Genomic DNA, 19,475 nt, shown 5'->3' on the forward strand with positions numbered 1-19,475 from the left:
CGTGGCGGGCGCGAGCCGCCCGCGTGCCGGACTGGGCGTGGCTCGCGGCGATCGTGCTCGTGTCGGCCGCCCTGCGGATCTGGCTCGTGCGTGCGATGCCCGCGCCGTTCATCTTCGTCGATGAGCTGATCTACTCGGAGCTTGCGCGGAGCCTCGTCGACACGGGGTCCTTCGAGGTGCGGGGTGTCTCGACCAGCGGGTACAGCATCCTCTACCCGGCGCTGCTCACGCTCGCCTACGGGCTCTTCGACGCGCTACCGGACGCATACGCGGCGGCGAAGGCGACGAATGCAATCGCGATGTCCCTGGCCGCGGTCCCGGCCTGGCTCCTCACCCGTCGCGTCGCCGGAAGGCTGCTGTCGCTCCTCGCCGCGGTGCTCGCGGTTGCCCTGCCGTCGATGGCCTACACGGCGACGATCGTCACGGAGAACCTCTTCTACCCGCTCGCGCTGTTGTTCGCGTGGACGCTCGTGCGGGTGCTCGACCGACCCTCGGTCGGACGCATCGCCGCCCTCGCCGCGGCGCTCGTCGCCGCGGTGGCGACCCGCTCCCAGGCGCTCGGCTTCGTGGGCGCGATCCTGCTCGCGCCGTTCGTTCTCGCCCTGCTCCGCCGCGATCGGCGGGTCGTCCGGCCGTTCGTGCCGCTGCTCGGCGGCGTGGTCGGGATCGGGATTCTCGTGCTCGGTGCGCAGTTGCTCCGCGGCAGGACCATCTCCGACCTGCTGGGCGCGTACAGCGTGGTCGGCGAGGGAGGCTACGACGTCGGCCAGGCGCTTCGCTTCTGGCTCTGGCACGTCGAGGAGCTGACGCTGTACGTCCTCGTCGTCCCGGTCGTCGCGCTGGTCGTGCTCCTCGCTCGCGCGCGACAGCTCCCAGGTGCGATGCAGGAGCACCTCGCCGCGACCGTCGCGCTGCTCGTCACCTCGACGCTCGTCGTCGCGACGTTCGCCTCGCGCTTCGCCTCCGACCGGATCCAGGACCGGTACCTCTTCTTCCTCACGCCGCTCCTCCTCGCCACCCTGGCCGCGTGGATCACGCTCGGGGCGCCGCGACCCCGCCTTCCGCTCGCAATCGGCTCCGTGCTCGCTGTGGGGCTCGTGGTGGCCTTCCCGTACACGCGGTTCATCACCGAGCCGGCGAAGTCCGACACCTTCGGCTTGATCCCGCTCTGGTCGGTGAACGAGCACCTCCCGGCAGGCTCCTACCGGCTGACCGTGCTGGTGGCCGCGGTCGCGCTGGTCGCCCTGTTCGCCCTCGTCCCCGCCGGGCGCGCGGTCGCCGTGCCGCTCGTGCTGCTCGGGCTCTTCGTGCTTCTCTCGCGCCCTGTCTGGTCGGGGCCGCAGGGCGTGCTGCGCTCGGGGGAAGGCGCCCTGTTCCAGGGGATCCGCGGTATCGAGCGGGCGTGGGTCGACGAGCGGGTTCCGTCGGGCGACGACGTCGCCGTGCTCTGGACCGGGCGGGCGGACCGGTTCACGGTCAACCAGAACGAGTTCTTCAACGCGCGGGTCGGCGACGTCTACTACAGCTCGTATCCGACCCCGGGCGGGCTGGGCGAGACCCGGGTCACGATCGACCCCGACGGCACGGTGCGCACGCCCGACAGGGGGACGGTAGACGCGAAGTACGCGCTCCTCGACGGCTCGATCACTCCCGACGGCGAGGCACTGGCCCGGGACGACCTGGGGACGACGCTCTGGCGCCTCTGGGGGCCGCTCTCGTCTCTCACGAGGGTCAGCGGGCGCTACCCGAACGACACCTGGTCGGGCCCGGAGCTGTCGTGGACACGCCTGCGCTGCGCAGGCGGGGAGCTGCTCGTCGCACTGCACTCCGACCCGACGCTCTTCGCCGACGAGCTGACGGACGTCCTCGCGACCGTGCGTGGACGGCCGGTGGCGCGGATCACCGTGCCGCCGGAGGGCGCCGTCACCCTTCGCGTGCCGCTCGAGCCCGTGGACGGCAGGTGCCGGGTCGACTTCACGGTCACGCCGACCCGCGTGCCCTCGGAGGTGATCCCGGGCAACACGGACGACCGCGAGCTCGGCGCGCACTTCGACTCCTTCGTGCACGTGACGCCGGCATGAGGATCGTCGTCGACGTCTCCCCGCTGTCGCATCCCCGCACCGGGATCGGCAACTACATCCAGGGGTCGCTCGGGGGCATGGCCGCGGCGGCTACCGGACGGCACGAGCTCGTCGCGCTCGCCGCGACGAGCCTCCGCGGCCCGGCCGCGATCCGCGCCGCGCTCGCCGGAATCCCGGTCCACCAACGCGTTCTCCGGCTCCCTGCGTCGCACGCCCTCCGCACCGTCTGGAGCCGTGCCGGCCGCCCTCCCGTGGAGTGGCTCGCAGGCCGGCTCGACGCGTTCCTCTTCAGCGAGTGGATGTACCCCGCGCAGCGAAGCGGCGTTCGGGCGACGGTCTTCCACGATCTCGTCCCCCTCCACCACCCCGAGTGGTGCACGGCGCGCACCGTCTCGATGCACACGCACAAGGCGCGGAACGCGGCCAGGACGTGCGACGTCGTGTTCGCGAACTCGCGGTACACCGCCGACGACCTGTCCACGAGCCTGGGGATCGCCGAGGATCGGATCGTCGTCGCCGAGCCGGGCATCCGTCCCGGTCTCACGCCGGTTGGCTCGCGCGCCGATCTCGGCGGGCCGAGCGTCCTCGGGCTGGGGACGATCGAGCCGCGGAAGAACATCGCACGCCTCGTGGAGGCGTGGAAGCTTCTCGACGAAGAGCTCGGGCTGGTGCTGGCCGGCGGCGAGGGCTGGGGGGACCGGCCCGACCTGGCCGACTCCCGCATCCGGCAGCTGGGGTACGTCCCCGACGGCGAGATCGCCCGCCTCTACCGTGGGGCGGCCGTGCTCGTGTATCCGTCGCTCTTCGAGGGGTTCGGGATCCCCGTGATCGAGGCCATGGCCTGCGGAACCCCCGTGGTCGCCTCACAGCACCCTTCCCTCGACGAGGCCTGCGGCGACGCTGCGGTGCGGGTCGACCCGCTGGATCCCGAGTCGATCGCAGCCGGCGTCCGGGAGGCCGTGGAGCGGCGGGACGAGCTCGTTCCGCTCGGCCTGGCCCAGGCAGCGCGCTTCTCGTGGGACCGGAACGGACGAACGATCCTTGCCGCGCTCGAGGAGCGCGCGTGAGCGGCGACCGTCGCCCCGAGGAGGTCGCGGTCGTCGTCCGGCGGCCCGCAGAGAGCGGCCCCGAGTTCCTCGTCGTCCTGCGCTCGCCGGAGAAGCTCGGCTACTGGCACCTCGTTGCCGGCGGGGTGGAGTGGGGGGAGGCGCCCGACACCGCGGCGGCTCGCGAGCTGGCGGAGGAGACCGGCCTCGAGGCCGTACCGTCCCCGCTCGACGGCCCTCTCTCCTACGACCTCGCCGGCGACCCCGAGTCGGTACGCGAGCGCTTCCCCGTGGGTACCGAGCGGATCACGGTGTGGATCTACGTCGCCGATGCGCCCGAGGGCTGGGAGCCCGTGCTCGACGCGGAGCACGTCGAGCATCGCTGGCTCGATCTCGAAGCGGCGGTCGAGCTGCTCCACTACCCGGAGCCGCGCGAGGCCGTGCGGAGGGCAGCGCAGTGAAGGTCGGGATCGACATCTCCCCGCTCGTCCAGACACGCGCGGGCACGGCGCGCCACGTGACCGGGCTGCTCGGCGAGCTCTCCGGGCGTCCCGGCCTGGAGCTCGTCGGCCTCGAGGCGGGGGGGACCGGGCGCCTGGCGACCGTCCGCCGCGATGCGCTGTGGTACCCGTTCCGTCTCGGTCACGCCTCCGCGCACCTCGACGTGCTCCACTGCACGACGTTCCGCGCGCCCGTAGCTCCGCGCGCACCGCTGGTGGTCACGGTGCACGACACGGCCCTCCTGCGGCACCCGGAGGCGTTCCCGCGCTGGCACCGGGTGACGGGCGCGCTCGCCCTCCGCGGCGGTGTGCGCGCGGCGGACGCAGTCGTCGCCGTCTCGGCGTTCACGCGCGACGAGCTCGTCGCGCTCCTCGGCGTGCCGGTCGAGCGCATCCGCATCGTCCCGAACGGCGTCGATCCGGTGTTCTCCCCGAACGGCCCGGCCGGGGAGGGAGACTACGTGCTCGCGGTGGGAACGCTCGAGCCGCGCAAGAACCTCGCGGCTGCCGTCGAGGCGGCGCGGCTCGCCGGGGTCGAGCTCCGCGTCGCCGGTGCGGCGGGCTGGGGGGACGTGGCCACCGCCGGCTGGGTGGGAGAGCCCACGGACGCCGCGCTCGCCGAGCTGATGCGCGGTGCGCGCTGCCTCGTCTATCCCTCCCTCTACGAGGGCTTCGGCCTCCCCGTGCTCGAGGCGATGGCCTGCGGCACGCCGGTCGTCACCAGCCGCGGAGGGGCGACGGAGGAGGTGGCGGGAGGCGCGGCCGTGCTGGTCGACCCGGGATCGCCGGCATCCATCGCCGCAGGGATCGACGAGGCGGCGCGACGGAGAGCAGAGCTCCGGGAGATCGGCCTCCACAGAGCCGCCATGTTCACCTGGCGCAGGTCGGCCGACAACGTGGAGGCGCTCTGGCGCGAGCTCGCGTGAGCCTCGTCGTCGTCGACGCGGACGTGCTCGGACGCCGCCGCACCGGTGACGAGACCTACGTCCGGAACCTGCTCCGGGCGCTACCCTCGCCCGCGGCAGCGGCCGGACTCCGCGTGGCCGCCGTCACGCGTCATCCAGAGCTCGTCCCTGACGGCGTCGAGGCGATCGAGCTCGCGGCGCGCTCGCAGGAGCTCCGCATGGCCTGGACGCTCCCGCGCGCCCTGCGTCGCCTCGGAGCCGCGCTGGTCCACACGCAGTACGCGCTCCCGCTCCGCTGCCCGTGCCCCGCCGTCGTGACGATCCACGACCTCTCCTTCGAGCACGGCCTGATGGGTGCCCGAGACCGCTTCGTGTTCCGGCAGGTCGTGCCGCGCGCCGCGCGCGGGGCAGCGCGCATCCTCACCGTGTCCGAGCGCACGAAGCGGGACCTCGTCGAGCAGTACCACCTCCGGCCGGAGCGCGTCGTCGTGACCCCCAACGGCGTCGACCCCGCCTTTGCGCAGGCAGGCGGCCTCGCCGCCGACACGGCCCCACCGGCGTCCTACGCGCTGGCGGTGGGCGCGATCCAGGATCGGAAGAACCCGCTCGCGGCCCTGGCTGCCGCCCGCGAGGCAGGACTCGAGCTCGTCGTGGTCGGGCCGACGAAGGACGAGCGCGTCGCGGCCGAGCTGCGGTCGGGCGGAGCCCGGCTCGAGGGGTACGTCCCGACGGAGCGGCTCGCAGAGCTCTATCGCGGCGCCGCATGCCTCGTGCAGGCCTCGCGGCACGAAGGGTTCGGCCTCCCCGTCGTCGAGGCGATGGCGTCGGGAACCCCGGTCGTCACCGTCTCCGATCCCGCGCTCATGGAGGTCGCGGGCGATGCGGCCGTCGTCGTCGAGGACGGGATGCTGGCCGAGGGGATCGCTCGGGCGCTCGCCGAGCGCGAGCGGCTGGTGGCGGCTGGGCTCGAGCGCGCGCGCGGCTTCAGCTGGGAGGCCACGGCGCGCGCGACCGTCCGGGTCTACCTCGAGGCGCTCGGGTGATCAGCGTCTCCGCCGTCGTCGTCTCGCACGGCCACGCCCGCGAGCTGGAGACGCTGCTTCCGCTGCTCGCACCACAGGTCGACGAGCTCGTCGTGGTCGCCAACAGGCCCGGCTCGACTCCTCGCTCGCTCCCCAGCGCCACGCGCGTGATCGAGAACACGCGGCCGCTCCGCCTCTCGGCGAACGTCAACCTCGGCACCGCCGCCACCAGCGGCGAGTGGGTGCTCTTCTCGAACCCCGACGTCGACCCCGCTCCCGATTCGGTGGGAGTGCTCCACGCGTTCGCGGCGCGTCGGGAGCGCTGCGGCATCGCCGGCCCGCGCACCACGTGGCCCGACGGGTCCTGGCAGCCGACGAGGCGCCGCTTTCCGACCGTCGGCGGGACGCTCGTCCGGAGGACGCCGCTTCGCCGGTTGTTCCCGCCGCTCGAGCGGCAGCGTGATCACTACCTGCTCGACGAGGACGTCGAGACCCCGGTCGAGGCGGACTGGCTGCTCGGCGCGTTCCTCCTGATGCGCCGCGCGATGCTCGACGAGCTCGGCGGCTGGGACGAGGGCTACCGCCACTACGTCGAGGACATCGACCTCTGCTACCGGGCGATGCGCGCCGGTTGGGAACGGTGGTACGTACCGGGCGCGCGTGTCACGCACGACTGGGCGCAGGTCACCGACCGGCGGTTCCTCTCCCGGCAGAGCCTCTGGCACGCCCGCAGCATGATGCGGTTCGTGCGCGAGCATCCCGAGACGCTCGCCCGCCTGTGAGCAAGGCCGATCAGTACGCGCGCAAGGCAGCCGGCTGGTCGGACGCGGAGTACGCGGACGCGCATGCGTATCTCGACCATCGCGCCCAGCTGGTCGCCTCGCTCGGCACCCGTCTCGAGCCCGGCGACGAGGTGCTCGACCTCGCATGCGGCGACGGCGGGCTCGGCGCGTTCATGCTCGAGCGAGAACTGCGGTACACGGGGGTGGACGCTCAGGCGGAGATGGTGGACGCGGCCCGTCGCCGCCTCGGTGAGCACGCCGCGATCGAAGCAGGCGACCTGAACACCTACGAGCCCGGCCGTCCCGTCGCCGCGACGACCGTGTTCCGCGCGATCTACTACGCGCACGACCGCGCCGCCTTCTTCACGCGGCTCGCCGGCTTCACCGAGAAGAAGCTCGTCTTCGACCTCAATCCTCGCCAGTACCGGCTCGACGACGTCCTGGCCGAGCTCCGGGCGGCAGGATTCCCGCGGGTCGAGCTACGGCCCTTCTTCGTCCCCCAGACGCGACGGCTCCCCGCACCGGCGATCGGCCTCCTGAGAGCAGCGGAGCTCGCGGGGCCGCTCGCGCGACTGGCCCTCCGCGTGCGGTTCACCTACATCGTCGCGGCACTCCGTTAGCGGGGCGCGACGTCGAACGAGACGCGGGCGCCGAGCGCGCGACGCTCGCTGCCCGACCCCGGGTCGATCGCCGCCGGGACGAAGGTGTCGATCGCCACCTCTGCCCGCCAGGGACCGTCAGGCGTCGGCAGCACCACGGTGCGAACCGCACACCCTGGGACGTACACGATCTCACTCCCGGTCTCGCGTGCGATCGCCGGCTGCTTGTCCGCTCCGCGGCCGAGCTCGCCGATCCGCACGCGCGCCACCCCCGGGAGACGGACGTCCTCGGGGCAGAACGTCTCCCGCGAGAGGGTCACGACCGCGTTGCCCGTCCCGGAGCCGCTGACGTCGAAGCGGTTGTATGCGGCGCGGGCGGGGACGGACTCGTCTCCCGCGTCGCCGACGACCCACCCGTCCGCCGCGATCCCCGTCTGGTTCGCCCGCAGGCGGATGGGGCCGTCGAGCCGGACGAGCGCGGCGTTCGCATCGGGGTTGGTCGCGACCTGCTCGCCGACGACCTCGACGCCGTTCGCGGCAAGCACGAAGTCCGTACCTGGGTCGGGCCAGAGCGTCCCGTCGATGTCCTCGAGGTCGGGCGTGAGGGTGTGGCCGGGACCCGGTCCGGTGCCGTCGACGCTCCACACCTTCGCGATCGAGCGATTCCAGAACTCGGTCGACGGGACCCCGAGCGGGTTGTCGTTCATCCGCTGCCCGAGCACCACGACGGAGCCGTCGCCGGCGGCGCGGTCGACCCAGTCGTTCGGCTTGGGGATGTTCTTCTCGACCCTCGCGCTGAAATCGTGCTCGCCGATCGACGCGTAGACCTCGGCGGTGAGGTTCCAGCCGACGAGCGCCACCGCCAGCACGACGGCCGCCGGCCCTGCGATCGAGGCCGCCCGGCGACGCAGCCGCGTGCCCGCCAGGAGGAGGAGCACGATGCAGACGAGCGTGAGGAGCTGGACGACGTTCTCGACGCGACCCAGCGGCCAGGACCACTCACGGTTCGCGAGCGCGAGGATCGCGAGCCCGTGCGCCTCGTAGTAGGGGAAGTTGTCCAGCCCACGGTCGACGGGCACCCACACGACCAGCCCCAGCACCGCCGCGCCGGCGACGAGGACGGCCCAGATCGGGGCAGCCGCGCGCTCGAGGAGGTAGGCGGTCGCGACGAAGGCCAGCGGGGCGAGGTAGACGAGGTTCCGCTCGACGATGAGGCTCGAGAACGTCGTCGAGAGGTACGCGCCCTTGATCGCCGCGTACCAGCCGAAGCTGACCACGGCTCCCGCGGAGACGGTCACCAGCGCGCGGACTCCGGTCCGCTCTCGCTCCACTCGCGGGACGGCGAGCACGGCGAGCAGCGCGATCGCCGGGAGCATCCCGATCCCGATCGCGAACGCCCCGCCGGCCCAGCTCCCGTACTCGACCATCCGCCCCTTCCAGAGCGTTGTCGCGACCTCCCACTCCTGCGACCGGTGGCCCAGGAAGGCGACGACGGTGATCACCGCGCCGACGCCGAGCACCGCGGCGCCGACCCGGTCCCACGCCGACCACGTCGCGCGCCAGCGCCGCATCGCCGACGAGCGCCAGCCGAGCGCGATCAGCCCGATGGCGAGCGTGCCGAGCAGCGCCGCGAGCTGCGAGCGAAGGAGCACCGCAGCGATGCAGGCGCCCAGCGCGAGACCGATCGACCATCGCCCGGGCTCGTCCACGGCGCGCACCGTGAGCCACAGCGCGAGGGTCGCGGCCGGGTACGCCCAGGGCTCCTCGACCAGGATCGGCGCGTACGACAGCGCGGGGGCTGCGATGGTCGCGACGGCGGCGAAGTACGCCCAGCCGGGCGACACCACGCGGCGCGCGAGCAGGTAGGCCGGGAAGATCGCGGTGGCCATCACGAACGCCTGGAACGTCTTGATCGCCTCGTACGCGTTCGCGACCGGGTCGAGCCACCAGAAGGGCGCGGTCAGCCACGGGACGAGGCTCGTGAACCCGTACGGGTCACCGCGTCGCGCCGGCTCTCCGGTGTCGGCGATCGCGCGGGAGATCTGGGTCGTCTCAAGCTCGTCGCTGAAGATCGTCGGCGTCTCGCGCCGCCACGCCTGCCATGCGTAGATCGTCGCCAGGAGCAGATACGCCCCGACGAGGGGCACGAGGCCCTCGACACGCGCGCGCACGTCGGGCTTCGCGCTCGCGCTCACGCGCCTGAGCGGGGCCGTCACCTCCGCTGTCACTCGACGATCGCTCGCGTCGGAGCCCTGGACGGGGTGGGCCGCTCGCGGACGACCCGGTGAGTCACTCCAGCTGCGTCGCAGGCGCGGGCGACCAGCTCGAGCCGCCCGGGCGGTGCATCCGGGATCGTGACGACGAGCTCGTCGGCGCGCGTCGACTCGAGCGCGGCGCGCGCGTCGCCGGTCGTCCCGAGCACGGGCACGCCCTGCACGCGGCGTCGGCGCAGCCGCGGGTTGTCGTCGAGGAAGCCGACGATGTGGGCATCGCCGTCGCCGCGCAGGTCACGCACGATGCCGCGCCCGGCCGGCCCGGCGCCCACGACGAGCACCCTGCGGCGGCCGTCGTCCGGCCCGCCGCCGGCCTCGGGCACGAGGCGCACGAACCACCGCGACGCGGCCGCCAGCAGGGCAGCAGCGAGGCCGTAGACCCAGAACACGCCGACCGGGAAGTCGCCGAGGTCGCGCGTGGCGACGACGATGCCGTACGCCAGCACGGTCGAGAGGCCCGACGCGAGCAGGATCGTGGCGAGGTCGCGCTTCGTCCCGTAGCGCCAGGCGCGCCTGTAGACCCCGACGAGGACGTAGACGACGTAGGTCGTCCCCAGGACGATCGGCAGGACGGCGAGGAACGTGCCGCGCTGGAGCTCGGTCCCGCGCCCCTCGACGAACAGCAGGTATGCGACGAGGAACGTCCCGCACACGAGCGCTGCGTCGACGAGCAACTCGACCAGCCGCCGGGGCTGGACGGCGATCGCGTGTCGCAGCCTCGTGTCGCCGGGCCTCCCGCGTCGCTCCTGCTCCGACAGCTCGGCGAGGAAGCCGCCGAACTGCACGAGCAGCGCGAACGTGACGAGCACCCCGAGCGCCGTGACGGCCGGACGATCGAGGACGTTGTACGCAACGGAGGTCGCGCCGAGCGCGACCGCGATGAGCGCCAGCAGCGCTACGGCCTTGGTCTCCGAGAGGCCGTAGTAGACGAGCCGGTGCGACGTGTGATCCCTGCCGCCCTGCGTCACGGGCCGCCGTTCTGCGAGGCGCCTGACGGTGACCAGGGTCGTGTCGAGGATCGGGATGGCGAGCACGAGCAGCGGCAGCAGCATCGTCGCCACCGTCGTCCCGGCCGTCGTCCAGCTGGAGGCCAGGCCGAGAGCCGCAAGCAGGAAGCCGAGCAGCTGGCTGCCTGCGTCGCCCATGAAGACGCGCGCACCGTCGCCGGGACGCAGGTTGAACGGGAGGAAGCCGAGGCAGGCGAACGCGAGCGACAGCGCCAGCACCAGGACGAGGTCGTTCTCGTGCACCGTCGCCGCGTCGATCGCGAAGTACACGCACGCGACGGTGGCCAGCGTCGCGGCGAGGCCGTCCATGTTGTCGAGGAGGTTGAAGGCGTTCGTGATCCCCACGAGCCAGATCAGCGCGATCGCAATCCCGAGGAGGTCGTTCGAGACGAGCTCGACGCGCAACCCGGCCGCGATCGCGATCCCGGCGGCCGCGAACTGGGCCGTGAGCTTCGTGACCGGGCTCAGGTGGCGAATGTCGTCGACGAGCCCCGCGAGGAAGAGGATCGCGCATCCGGCGAGGATCCCGGCGAGCTCCCACGACGGCTCGACAGCCCCCACGACGACCGCGAGCGCCACCGCTGCGCCGAGCCCGGCTGCGATCCCGACGCCGCCGAACGTCGGCGTCGCCCGGTCGTGCCAGCGCTCGCCGGTCGGCTCGGCCACGAGACGGCCGCCCGACGAGAGGGAGCGGAGCAACGCCCACAGGACCGCGCAGGCGACCGGCAGCGCGACGAGCGTGGCGGCTGCTTCCACGGCAAACGATTGTAGGGACGGGATATGTCCACTCTGTTTGGTATCCGGGCGTCGGGAGCCCGCCCCTACAATCCGCGCGCGTGGGCGTGTACGCCGATCTCGTGCGTCACCGGGAGCTCTTCGGCAGCCTCTTCCGCCGGGACCTCCGCGCGAAGTACAAGGGCTCGGCGCTCGGGCTCGCGTGGACCCTGGCACTGCCGCTCGCCCTCATGCTCGTCTACCTCGTGGTGTTCTCCGTCCTCTGGCGCGCCGAGGCGACCGACCTGGACGACTACTGGCTGTTCCTCCTGTGCGGGCTGCCTCCGTGGGTGTTCTTCGCCACGTCGCTGCAGACCGCGGCCCGCAGCCTCGTCGAGAACGCGCCGCTGATCCGCAAGGTGCGCTTTCCCCGCCAGCTCGTGCCCCTCTCGGTCGTCGCGACCCAGGTGGTCGCGTTCGCGGCGATGACCGCGATCGTCCTCGTCCTCTCGCTCTGGTTCCGCCCCGAGAGCCGTGATTCCGCGTGGGTGGCCGTCCCGGTCGCGGGCGTCATCGTCGTCTTCGTCGCAGGGCTCGCGCTGGCCGTGGCCTCGCTGAACGCGATCTTCCGGGACGTCGAGTTCGTGGTCGCCGCGGTCCTCCTGCCCTGGTTCTTCCTGACCCCGATCCTCTACCGGCTGGAGGACCTCCCCGGCGCGGAGTCGCGGCCGTGGCTGATCGACCTGCTCCACTGGGGGAACCCGCTCACCCCCGCGGTCGAGGCCTACCGGGCACCGCTCTACGCAGGCGAGCTGCCGCCGGCCGCCGACACGCTCTACCTCTGCGTGGCCGCGGTGGTCGCCCTCGCGCTGGGGGCGCTCGTCTTCAGCTCCGTGGACGACCGGATCGCGTCGGAAGCCTGACGACCGCGCGTCCCTCGAACAGGCCTGCTCCCTCGTAGGCGGGCAGCGCGCGGTACTCGCCCGGCTCGAGCCCGCAGAGCAGCGAGGGAAGCAGTAGCGGGGCGTCGAGCCGCGGGTTCCGGCCGCCGGGTGCCCACCGACGCAACGCGCGGGCGGCGCGCCGCCGTTCGAGCGGCCCCCCGACCGGGACGACGGCCGGACCGACGGCGGCCCACCCCTCGGCGTGGGCGTCAAGGACCAGCCGTGACCAGTCCGGGGCCGGCTCGGCCCCTGCGACGAGATGGGCCCGCGCGGCCGGAGCCTCCTCGACGAGCTGCTCCTCCTGCGCCTCCAGGGCCGCGGTCGTGCGCGGGTCGTCGCCTCCGTGGACAACGATCGCCAGCCGCCGCTCGGCGATCAGGGGGCCGACCTCGACGGCCACGTCGTGTGTGGCGACGCCTACCTCGGAGAGCCAGAAGCGGTGCTCCTCGACGAGATCGAAGCGGAGGACGTAGCGCCCGGGCGGCCGGGGCGCGTCGACGGGCACGTCGACCGCGATCGTCTCCCCGGGGCCGATCGGCCGCGGAAAGGCGGCGCGAACGCCGTCCCACACGATCGCGTTGCCGTGCCGGTCGAGCCAGTGGTACGAGAGCTGCAGGCCGTCGGCGCCGCGCGACCGCCACGTGGCGGCGCCGGCGTTCTCGAGCACGACCCGCGCCGTGGTCCTCGCACCGGCTCGTTGCGGCGCGAGCGTCGACTCCCGCCAGACCGGTGCGAGGGGCTCCACGCGCCGAGTCTAGTTTCGTCCCGCGACGGGCTACCCTCCGGTGGATGCACGCCCCGCTTCTCGTTCGTGCCGCCCGCCGCGAGCCGGTGGAGCGCACTCCTGTGTGGTTCATGCGCCAGGCGGGCCGCTCGCTTCCGGAGTACCGGGCGATCCGCGAGCGGCACGCCTTCTTCGAGGTCGCGCGGACTCCGGAGCTGTGCGCCGAGGTAACGCTCCAGCCCGTGCGTCGCCATGGCGTCGACGCCGCGGTGATGTTCGCGGACATCATGACCCCGGTCGTCGAGATGGGCATCGACGTCGAGCTCGTGGAGGGCGTCGGGCCCGTCGTCGAGCGCCCCGTCCGGAGCGCCGCCGACGTCGAGCGCCTGCACGTGCCGGAGGCCGAGGCCTTCGAGCCCGTGCTCGAGGCCGTCCGCATGGTGCGAGGCGAGCTGGGTCGGGACAAGGCCGTGATCGGGTTCTGCGGCGGCCCGTTCACCGTCGCCGGCTACCTCGTCGAGGGGCGCCCCAGCCGCGAGCTCCCGCGGACGAAGGCGCTCATGCTCGGCGAGCCCGGGACGTGGGAGGCGTTGATGGCGGTGCTGTCCGAGACGTTCGCCCGCTACGTCGGGGCGAAGGTGGCCGCCGGAGCAGACGTGATCCAGGTCTTCGACTCGTGGGTCGGGACGCTCTCCCCGCAGCTCTACCGCGACCACGTCGCGCCGTGGACGACCCGGATCCTCGAGGCGGTCGACGTGCCGACGATCCACTTCGGCACAGGCGCGTCACACCTGCTCCCCGACCTCGCCCGGGCGGGCGGGGACGTGATCGGGCTGGACTGGCGACTGCCGCTCGACGACGGCTGGGCGCTCGCGGGAGACCGCGCGGTGCAGGGGAACCTCGATCCGGCCGCACTCGCCGCGCCCTGGGACGTCGTGGAGCGGGAGGCGCTCGATGTGCTCGCGCGGGCGGGCGGCCGCGCCGGCCATGTCTTCAACCTCGGCCACGGGGTGCTCCCGGGCACCGATCCCTCGGTGCTCACGCGCCTGACCCGGCTGGTCCACGAGCGGAGCGAGGCGACGGTCGCGGCATGAGGAGCCCCGCCGTGATCCTGATGGCCTACGGCTCGCCCGACCGGCTCTCCGACGTCCCGGACTACTACGCCGACATCCGCGGCGGACGGCCGATCCGTCCGGAGCAGCTCGAGGATCTCGTCGAGCGCTACCGCGCGCTCGGGATCGACGACTCGGACTCTCCCTCGACGCTGAACGCCGTCACCGAGCAGATCCGCGCGTCGCTCGAGGAGGAGCTCGGGATCCACGTGCTCACGGGGATGCGCCACTGGGACCCCCGCATCGCGACGGCGGTCGCGGCCGCGCTCGAGCTCGGCCACGACGGGCTCGTCGGGCTCGTCCTCGCGCCGCACTGGTCGTCGCTCTCGATCGGGAAGTACAAGGAGCTGTTCGACGAGGCCGTGGCCGGCCGGGCCGAGACGAGGTTCGTCCGCGAGTGGGGCAGCGACCCGGGGCTCGTGGAGCTCCTGGCACAGCGCTGTCGCTCCGCGATGACCGACCCCGGCACGCACGTGGTGTTCACCGCGCACTCCCTCCCGGCGCGGATCCTCGTCGACGGCGACCCGTACCGCGACACATTGCTGGAGACGGCCCGGTTGGTCGCGGATCGCGCGGCGATCCAAGACATGTCGTTCGCCTTCCAGAGCGAGTCTCCGACCGGCGAGCCGTGGCTTGGGCCCGACATCCTCGACCATCTCGCCGCCCTGCGGGCGGGGGGCGTCGAGGACGTGCTCGTCTGCCCCGTCGGGTTCGTCTCCGACCATCTCGAGATCAAGTGGGACCTCGACGTCGAGGCGAAGGTGCGCGCCGAGGAGCTGGGGATGCGCCTCGCACGCACCGAGATGCCGAACGCCGACCCCGGGTTCGTCGAGGTGCTCGCCGGCATCGTCCGCCGCGAGCTCGCCGCGGTCGCGGCGTAAGCGGACGATGCGCCCCGGCGAGATCTCGGTCGAGGGCGTGTCCCGTCGGTTCGTCGTCCGTGCGCGCGAGACGCACACACTCAAGGAGCTGCTCGTCGCGAGAGGCCGCACCGGGGCCCAGGAGGTCTGGGCGCTGCGGGACGTGTCGCTGGAGGTCGGTCGCGGCGAGGCCGTCGGGCTCGTCGGCCGCAACGGGTCCGGGAAGTCGACCCTCCTCCGCCTGATTGCCGGGATCATCCGGCCGACCTCGGGTCGCGTCGGGACAGGTGGCCGGGTGGGATCGCTGCTCGAGCTCGGCGCGGGGTTCCATCCCGACTTCACCGGCCGCGAGAACGTCGAGCTGAACGGCGCCCTGCAGGGCCTCTCGCGCGCCCGGATCCGCGAGCGGTTCGACGAGATCGTCGCGTTCGCGGAGCTCGAGCATGCGATCGACCGGCCCGTCAGGACGTACTCCTCGGGCATGACGATGCGGCTCGGGTTCGCGATCGCCGCGTTCCTCGAGGCCGACGTGCTCCTGCTCGACGAGGTGTTCGCCGTCGGCGACGAGAGCTTCCAGCGCAAGTGCTTCGGCGTCATCTCGGCGTTCAAGGAGCGCGGGGGGACGATCCTGTTCGTCTCGCACGATGCCTCGGCGGTCGAGCGGCTGTGCGACCGCGCCGTGCTCCTGCGCGACGGGCGGCTCGCGTTCGACGGGCCCGTGCACGAGGCGATCACGCGCTACCGCCGGGCGATGGCCGAGGACACCGACGCTCCTGCGCCGAACGGCGGTGGGCCCGCCGGTACCGGAGAGGCCAGGATCGGGGACGTGCGCCTGATCGCCGCCGACGGGGAGCCGCGCGAGCGGTTTCTCGCCGGCGAGCCGTTCGGGCTCGTCGTCGTGCTCACCGGCTCGACCGCCGCTCCGACCCTTCACCTCGAAGTGCGCGACGCGTCCGGGCTGCTGGTCGCGGAGGACCTCGTCGAGACCGGCAAGCTCGGGTGGAACGGCGACGGGGAGGGCCTCGCGCTTCGGCTCGACGTGGCGTCGCCGCCCCTCCAGTTCGGCCGCTTCGACCTCACGCTCGCCCTCCTGGGCGACGACGGCCGGCTGCTCGACCGCCTGCCGCGCCCCGTGCCGCTCCTCGTCTACCCGGACGGGGAGAGCCGCGGCCTGGTGCGCCTCGAAGGAACCTGGCGGCCCGGCTCGAATGACGGGGACGCATGAGCTACAAGACCTGCCCGGACTGGCCCACCCTGATGGAGCTCGCTCCGGACCTCCAGTTCAAGCACATGACGGTGCACGAAGCGCAGCTTCCGTTCGAGGTGGTCGGCAAGATCCCCGGAGGGCTGTCGCTCGACGACGTCGAGATCTGCTGCGACGTCGAGCACCATGTCGTCAACGCGGCGCACACGCACCCGGACGTGGTCACGGCCCTCGAGGGCACCCACTGGTTCGAGGTCAACGAGTGGGCGACCACCGGGCCCGGTGCCGACGCGGGCTCGAGCGGCGCCGCGCCGCACGCCGCCTGAGCCGCACCGCGCCATCGCGGTCAAGCCTCTAGGCTCGCATCGTGCTGACCGTGATCCCGTTTCGTGCCGGCGGGAAGAGCAGGCTGCCCGAGGAGCTCCGCCGCGAGGTCTCGCTCGCGATGCTCGGTGACGTCGTCGAGGTGGCGGTGGCGGTCGGGGAGGTCCGCGTGGTGACCGACGATGCAGCCGGGAGGCTCGTCGCCTCGGATCTGGGCGCAAGGCTCATCGACGACCCCGGGGAAGGACAGGGAGAAGCGGTCGCGGCCGGGCTGAAAGGCGCCGAGGGCCTCTGCCTCGTCGTCAACGCGGACGTCCCGCGGATCCGCGCTTCGGACCTCAACGCGCTCGCCGTCCCGGCGCTGCTCGGGAAGCTGGCGATCGTCGAGGCGCGGGACGGGACGACGAACGCGCTCGGCCTTCCCCGGGGGGACGTGTTCCAGCCGCTCTACGGGGCGCGCAGCGCGGGGCAGTTTCGTGCGCATGCCCTCGCGCTCGGGCTCGAGTTCGAGGAGCTGACGCTCCCCAACCTCGTCCACGACGTGGACACGCTCCTCGACCTCGAGCGCGTCGGCTCTCGCGCCGGGTCGCGCACGGCGGAGATGCTCGACGCCATCTCGCGGTGAAGGTCGTCTGCCTGTCGGGAGGGGGCGGGGGCGCGAAGATCGCCCGCGGCCTCCACGACGCGCTCGCTCCCGGGGAGCTGACCGTGATCGGCAACGTGGGCGACGACCTGGAGGTGCTCGGGCTCAACGTCTCGCCGGACCTGGACTCCGTGCTCTACGCGCTCGCCGGGCTCGACGACGAGGAGCGCGGCTGGGGCCGGGCCGGCGAGACATGGCGGACGCTCGAGTCGGCAAGGGAGTGGGGTGGCGAGGGCTGGTTCCTCCTCGGCGACCTCGACCTCGGGCTCCACCTCGTCCGCACACAGGCGCTCGGCGAGGGAGCGCCGCTGTCCGCGGTCACCCAGCGCCTGGCCGAGACCGCGGGGGTCTCGAGCCGGATCGTCCCCGTCACGGACGACCGGCTGCGCACGCACGTCGTCACGCCCGCGGGAACGTTTCGTTTCCAGGAGTGGTTCGTCGCGCGGCGACACGAGGACGAGGTGGACGCGATGGTCTACGAGGGCGCGGAGGGCGCGCGCCCTGCACCAGGCGTGCTCGAGGCGCTCGAGGACGCGGACGCGATCGTTGTCGCGCCGAGCAACCCCTACACGTCGATACACCCGATCCTCGCCGTCGCCGGCATCCGGGACGCGCTCCACGCCCGATCCGGCCGTGTCGTCGCCGTGAGCCCGCTGATCGGCGGCCGCGCCGTGAAGGGCCCGCTCGACCGTATGCTCACGCGCATGGCCGGGGGGACGACGCCGCGGGAGGTCGCAGGCTGCTACGAGGGCCTGATCGGAGCGCTCGTGGTCGATCGGGCGGACGCGTCGGCCGAGGCGGACCTCCCTCTCCTCGTCACGGACACGCTGATGACGGACCGCGCGACTGCTCGCGGCCTCGCGGAGTCGGTTCTCGAGGTTCTCGCGTGAAGGTCGCCATCGTGGGTGGTACGGGCAGCTTCGGGCTGGCGCTCGCGAAGCGCCTGGCCGGGGCCGGGTACGACGTGGTGGTCGGCTCTCGCGACGCCGCGAGGGCGGCGGAGGCCGCGGCCGCCCACGGCGTGGAGGGCGCGGCCAACGCCGATGCCTGCCGCGGAGCGGATCTCGTCGTGCTGGCGACGCAAGCCGACGCGGCGGTGGAGACGGCCCGTGCCCTCCGAGAGGCCATCGGAGTGACGCCCGTACTGTCGGTCGCGGCCGAGCTGACGTTCGGGGCCGAGGGTGTCGTCCCGACCCCGGAGGCCACGTCGGTCGCCGCGCGGATCCAGGAGGTGGTCGACGCGCCCGTGATCGCGGGCCTGCACTCGCTCGCCGCGCGCAACCTCGGACGCGAGGATCCCCCGGAGGAGGACGCGCTCGTCTGTGGCGACGACCCGGAGGCCAAGGCGATCGTGCTCGAGCTCGCCGAGCGCATCACCTCGGGTCGCGCCATCGACTGCGGCCCCTTGCCCTCCGCCCGCGCGCTCGAAGGGCTGACCGCGGTGATCGTGAACGTCAACAAGCGCTACAAGGCCCACGCCGGCGTCCGACTCACGGGAGTGCCCCGCGAGCCGGAGCCATAGGCTGGAAGGTGCCTGCCTCGAGCGTCGTCAGCGTGATCCCGCTCGAGGGGTTGCCCGAGCTCGAGGAGAGCGACGACCTCGCGGTCCTGCTCCACGCCGCGGCCGGACGCGCAGGCGGGCTCGAGCACGCGGACGTCGTCGTCGTCGCGCAGAAGGCGGTCTCGAAGGTCGAAGGACGGATCGTGCGGCTCGCCGACGTCGAGCCGTCCGATCGCGCACGCGAGCTCGCTGGGGAGGGAGGCGACCCTCGCCACCTCGAGGTGATCGTCCGCGAGAGCAAGGAGATCGTTCGCTCACGGCCGCCGCTCGTGATCGCCGAGACCCGACACGGCTTCGTCTGCGCCTCCGCGGGCGTCGACGCCTCGAACGCGCCGGGCGAGGACGTGCTCGTCCTCCTACCTCTCGATCCGGACGCCTCGGCGCGCGGGTTGCGCGAGCGGCTCGCTCGGCTGTCGGGGGTCGACGTGGGCGTGATCGTGAGCGACTCGTTCGGCCGCGCGTGGCGCCAGGGGACGACGGACGTGGCGCTGGGCGTCGCCGGGATCGCGCCCCTCCGTGACCTGCGCGGCACGACCGACTCGCGTGGGCGCGAGCTCCGCACGACCCAGATCGCCGTCGCGGACGAGATCGCGGGCGCGGCGGAGCTCGTGCTCGGCAAGGCGCGCCATGTCCCGGCGGCAATCGTCCGCGGGATCGACGTTCGCGGCGGCGGCAGCGCCGCCGAGCTCGTGATGCCGCGTGAGCGCGACCTCTTCCGCTGAGACACCAGGATCCGTGCGGTCTCCGCTGTAGAGTTGCCCCATGCGGACGTATGCGATCTGGGGGACAGCGACCTCACCCGAGCACGAGATGTGGGTGCAGTCGATCGGGACCGCATTCGAGTCGGACGGGTTCTCCCTCGTCGACGACATCGCCGACGCCGACTTCGTCCTCAACATGTTCGACGCGGCCCAGCCGAAGGCGTTTCGGCGCCAGTCGCGCGGGACGTACTCCGCCTCGTTCTACGAGCTCGACGCCGTGCCCGAGGACGTCCTCAAGACGAGCTACCCGATGCTCGTCCGCACGCTCGCGAACGTCGTCGTGCTGCACGTTCCCGGCCGGGGCGTGTGGTTCACGACGATGGAGCGCGGCACGTACCACGTGCCCGACGACCCCGAGGAGATCTATGAGCGGCTCGAGCCGCTCGCGACGTCGCGGCTCGTGATCGACAACG

General features: G+C 72.9%; 19 protein-coding genes and 1 pseudogene. 17 read left to right on the forward strand and 3 right to left on the reverse strand.

Features of this window, described 5'->3' with window-relative positions:
* The first annotated feature begins 23 nt into the window (after positions 1–23).
* The 7 genes from VFO26_RS07780 to VFO26_RS07810 are packed head-to-tail and all read left to right on the forward strand — an operon-like array spanning position 24 to position 6,956.
* Entirely contained in the window at positions 24–2,081 is a 2,058-nt protein-coding gene (locus VFO26_RS07780; protein WP_325114364.1) for a glycosyltransferase family 39 protein, read from the forward strand.
* Positions 2,078–3,148 carry a glycosyltransferase family 1 protein gene (locus VFO26_RS07785; RefSeq protein ID WP_325114366.1) on the forward strand — a complete coding sequence of 357 codons (1,071 nt, stop codon included), beginning with the start codon at positions 2,078–2,080 and terminating at the stop codon, positions 3,146–3,148. Before VFO26_RS07780 ends, VFO26_RS07785 begins: the two co-directional genes overlap by 4 nt.
* Positions 3,145–3,588 (forward strand): NUDIX domain-containing protein, encoded by a 444-nt coding sequence (locus VFO26_RS07790; RefSeq protein WP_325114367.1) that lies wholly within the window; start codon positions 3,145–3,147, stop codon positions 3,586–3,588. The genes VFO26_RS07785 and VFO26_RS07790 overlap by 4 nt, the downstream gene beginning before the upstream one ends.
* Positions 3,585–4,553, forward strand: coding sequence for a glycosyltransferase family 1 protein (locus tag VFO26_RS07795; protein ID WP_325114368.1), 969 nt, complete (start codon positions 3,585–3,587; stop codon positions 4,551–4,553). The genes VFO26_RS07790 and VFO26_RS07795 overlap by 4 nt, the downstream gene beginning before the upstream one ends.
* Positions 4,550–5,575, forward strand: a complete 1,026-nt coding sequence (locus VFO26_RS07800) for a glycosyltransferase family 1 protein (protein WP_325114369.1) — start codon at positions 4,550–4,552, stop codon at positions 5,573–5,575. The genes VFO26_RS07795 and VFO26_RS07800 overlap by 4 nt, the downstream gene beginning before the upstream one ends.
* The gene (locus VFO26_RS07805) at positions 5,572–6,336 is read left to right on the forward strand and encodes a glycosyltransferase family 2 protein (protein ID WP_325114370.1); all 765 of its coding nucleotides are present in this window, start codon (positions 5,572–5,574) and stop codon (positions 6,334–6,336) included. The genes VFO26_RS07800 and VFO26_RS07805 overlap by 4 nt, the downstream gene beginning before the upstream one ends.
* On the forward strand, positions 6,333–6,956 hold the full coding sequence (locus tag VFO26_RS07810) for a class I SAM-dependent methyltransferase (protein ID WP_325114371.1): 624 nt from the start codon (positions 6,333–6,335) through the stop codon (positions 6,954–6,956). Before VFO26_RS07805 ends, VFO26_RS07810 begins: the two co-directional genes overlap by 4 nt.
* On the opposite strand, the gene VFO26_RS07815 is transcribed toward VFO26_RS07810, so the two are convergent.
* Both VFO26_RS07815 and VFO26_RS07820 read right to left on the reverse strand, forming a co-directional pair.
* Positions 6,953–9,130: a hypothetical protein gene (locus VFO26_RS07815; protein WP_325114372.1), complete on the reverse strand. Its 2,178-nt coding sequence runs from the start codon at positions 9,128–9,130 to the stop codon at positions 6,953–6,955. The two genes, VFO26_RS07810 and VFO26_RS07815, sit on opposite strands and share 4 nt — an antisense overlap.
* A 29-nt stretch (positions 9,131–9,159) precedes the next feature.
* On the reverse strand, positions 9,160–10,971 hold the full coding sequence (locus tag VFO26_RS07820) for a hypothetical protein (RefSeq protein ID WP_325114373.1): 1,812 nt from the start codon (positions 10,969–10,971) through the stop codon (positions 9,160–9,162).
* An 80-nt stretch (positions 10,972–11,051) separates the two neighbouring features.
* On the opposite strand from VFO26_RS07820, the gene VFO26_RS07825 reads away from it, so the two are divergent.
* Positions 11,052–11,852, forward strand: a complete 801-nt coding sequence (locus VFO26_RS07825) for an ABC transporter permease (protein WP_325114374.1) — start codon at positions 11,052–11,054, stop codon at positions 11,850–11,852.
* Here VFO26_RS07825 and VFO26_RS07830 read toward each other — a convergent pair.
* Positions 11,815–12,618, reverse strand: a complete 804-nt coding sequence (locus VFO26_RS07830; protein WP_325114375.1) for a hypothetical protein — start codon at positions 12,616–12,618, stop codon at positions 11,815–11,817. The genes VFO26_RS07825 and VFO26_RS07830 overlap by 38 nt on opposite strands.
* 44 nt (positions 12,619–12,662) lie before the next feature.
* Between VFO26_RS07830 and hemE the strand changes: the two genes are divergently transcribed.
* From hemE to VFO26_RS07875, 9 genes and pseudogenes are all read left to right on the forward strand, one after another.
* Positions 12,663–13,691, forward strand: a complete 1,029-nt coding sequence (gene hemE / locus VFO26_RS07835) for a uroporphyrinogen decarboxylase (RefSeq protein ID WP_325114376.1) — start codon at positions 12,663–12,665, stop codon at positions 13,689–13,691.
* Positions 13,688–14,590 (forward strand): ferrochelatase, encoded by a 903-nt coding sequence (gene hemH, locus VFO26_RS07840; RefSeq protein WP_325114377.1) that lies wholly within the window; start codon positions 13,688–13,690, stop codon positions 14,588–14,590. The genes hemE and hemH overlap by 4 nt, the downstream gene beginning before the upstream one ends.
* A gap of 7 nt (positions 14,591–14,597) precedes the next feature.
* On the forward strand, positions 14,598–15,794 hold the full coding sequence (locus VFO26_RS07845) for an ABC transporter ATP-binding protein (protein ID WP_325114378.1): 1,197 nt from the start codon (positions 14,598–14,600) through the stop codon (positions 15,792–15,794).
* The gene (locus tag VFO26_RS07850) at positions 15,791–16,099 is read left to right on the forward strand and encodes a hypothetical protein (protein WP_325114379.1); all 309 of its coding nucleotides are present in this window, start codon (positions 15,791–15,793) and stop codon (positions 16,097–16,099) included. The genes VFO26_RS07845 and VFO26_RS07850 overlap by 4 nt, the downstream gene beginning before the upstream one ends.
* Positions 16,100–16,140: 41 nt before the next feature.
* Positions 16,141–16,722: an NTP transferase domain-containing protein gene (locus tag VFO26_RS07855; RefSeq protein WP_325114380.1), complete on the forward strand. Its 582-nt coding sequence runs from the start codon at positions 16,141–16,143 to the stop codon at positions 16,720–16,722.
* Positions 16,719–17,630 carry a 2-phospho-L-lactate transferase gene (gene cofD / locus VFO26_RS07860; protein ID WP_325114381.1) on the forward strand — a complete coding sequence of 304 codons (912 nt, stop codon included), beginning with the start codon at positions 16,719–16,721 and terminating at the stop codon, positions 17,628–17,630. Before VFO26_RS07855 ends, cofD begins: the two co-directional genes overlap by 4 nt.
* Positions 17,627–18,262 (forward strand): NADPH-dependent F420 reductase, encoded by a 636-nt coding sequence (locus VFO26_RS07865; RefSeq protein WP_325114382.1) that lies wholly within the window; start codon positions 17,627–17,629, stop codon positions 18,260–18,262. Before cofD ends, VFO26_RS07865 begins: the two co-directional genes overlap by 4 nt.
* An 8-nt stretch (positions 18,263–18,270) precedes the next feature.
* Positions 18,271–19,023 carry a coenzyme F420-0:L-glutamate ligase gene (gene cofE, locus VFO26_RS07870; RefSeq protein WP_325114384.1) on the forward strand — a complete coding sequence of 251 codons (753 nt, stop codon included), beginning with the start codon at positions 18,271–18,273 and terminating at the stop codon, positions 19,021–19,023.
* Positions 19,024–19,063: 40 nt separating this feature from the next.
* A pseudogene (locus VFO26_RS07875) lies at positions 19,064–19,475 on the forward strand (class II aldolase/adducin family protein); the annotation flags it as partial.

The sequence above is a fragment of the Gaiella sp. genome (genome assembly GCF_035710885.1).
Taxonomy (GTDB): Bacteria; Actinomycetota; Thermoleophilia; order Gaiellales; family Gaiellaceae; genus Gaiella.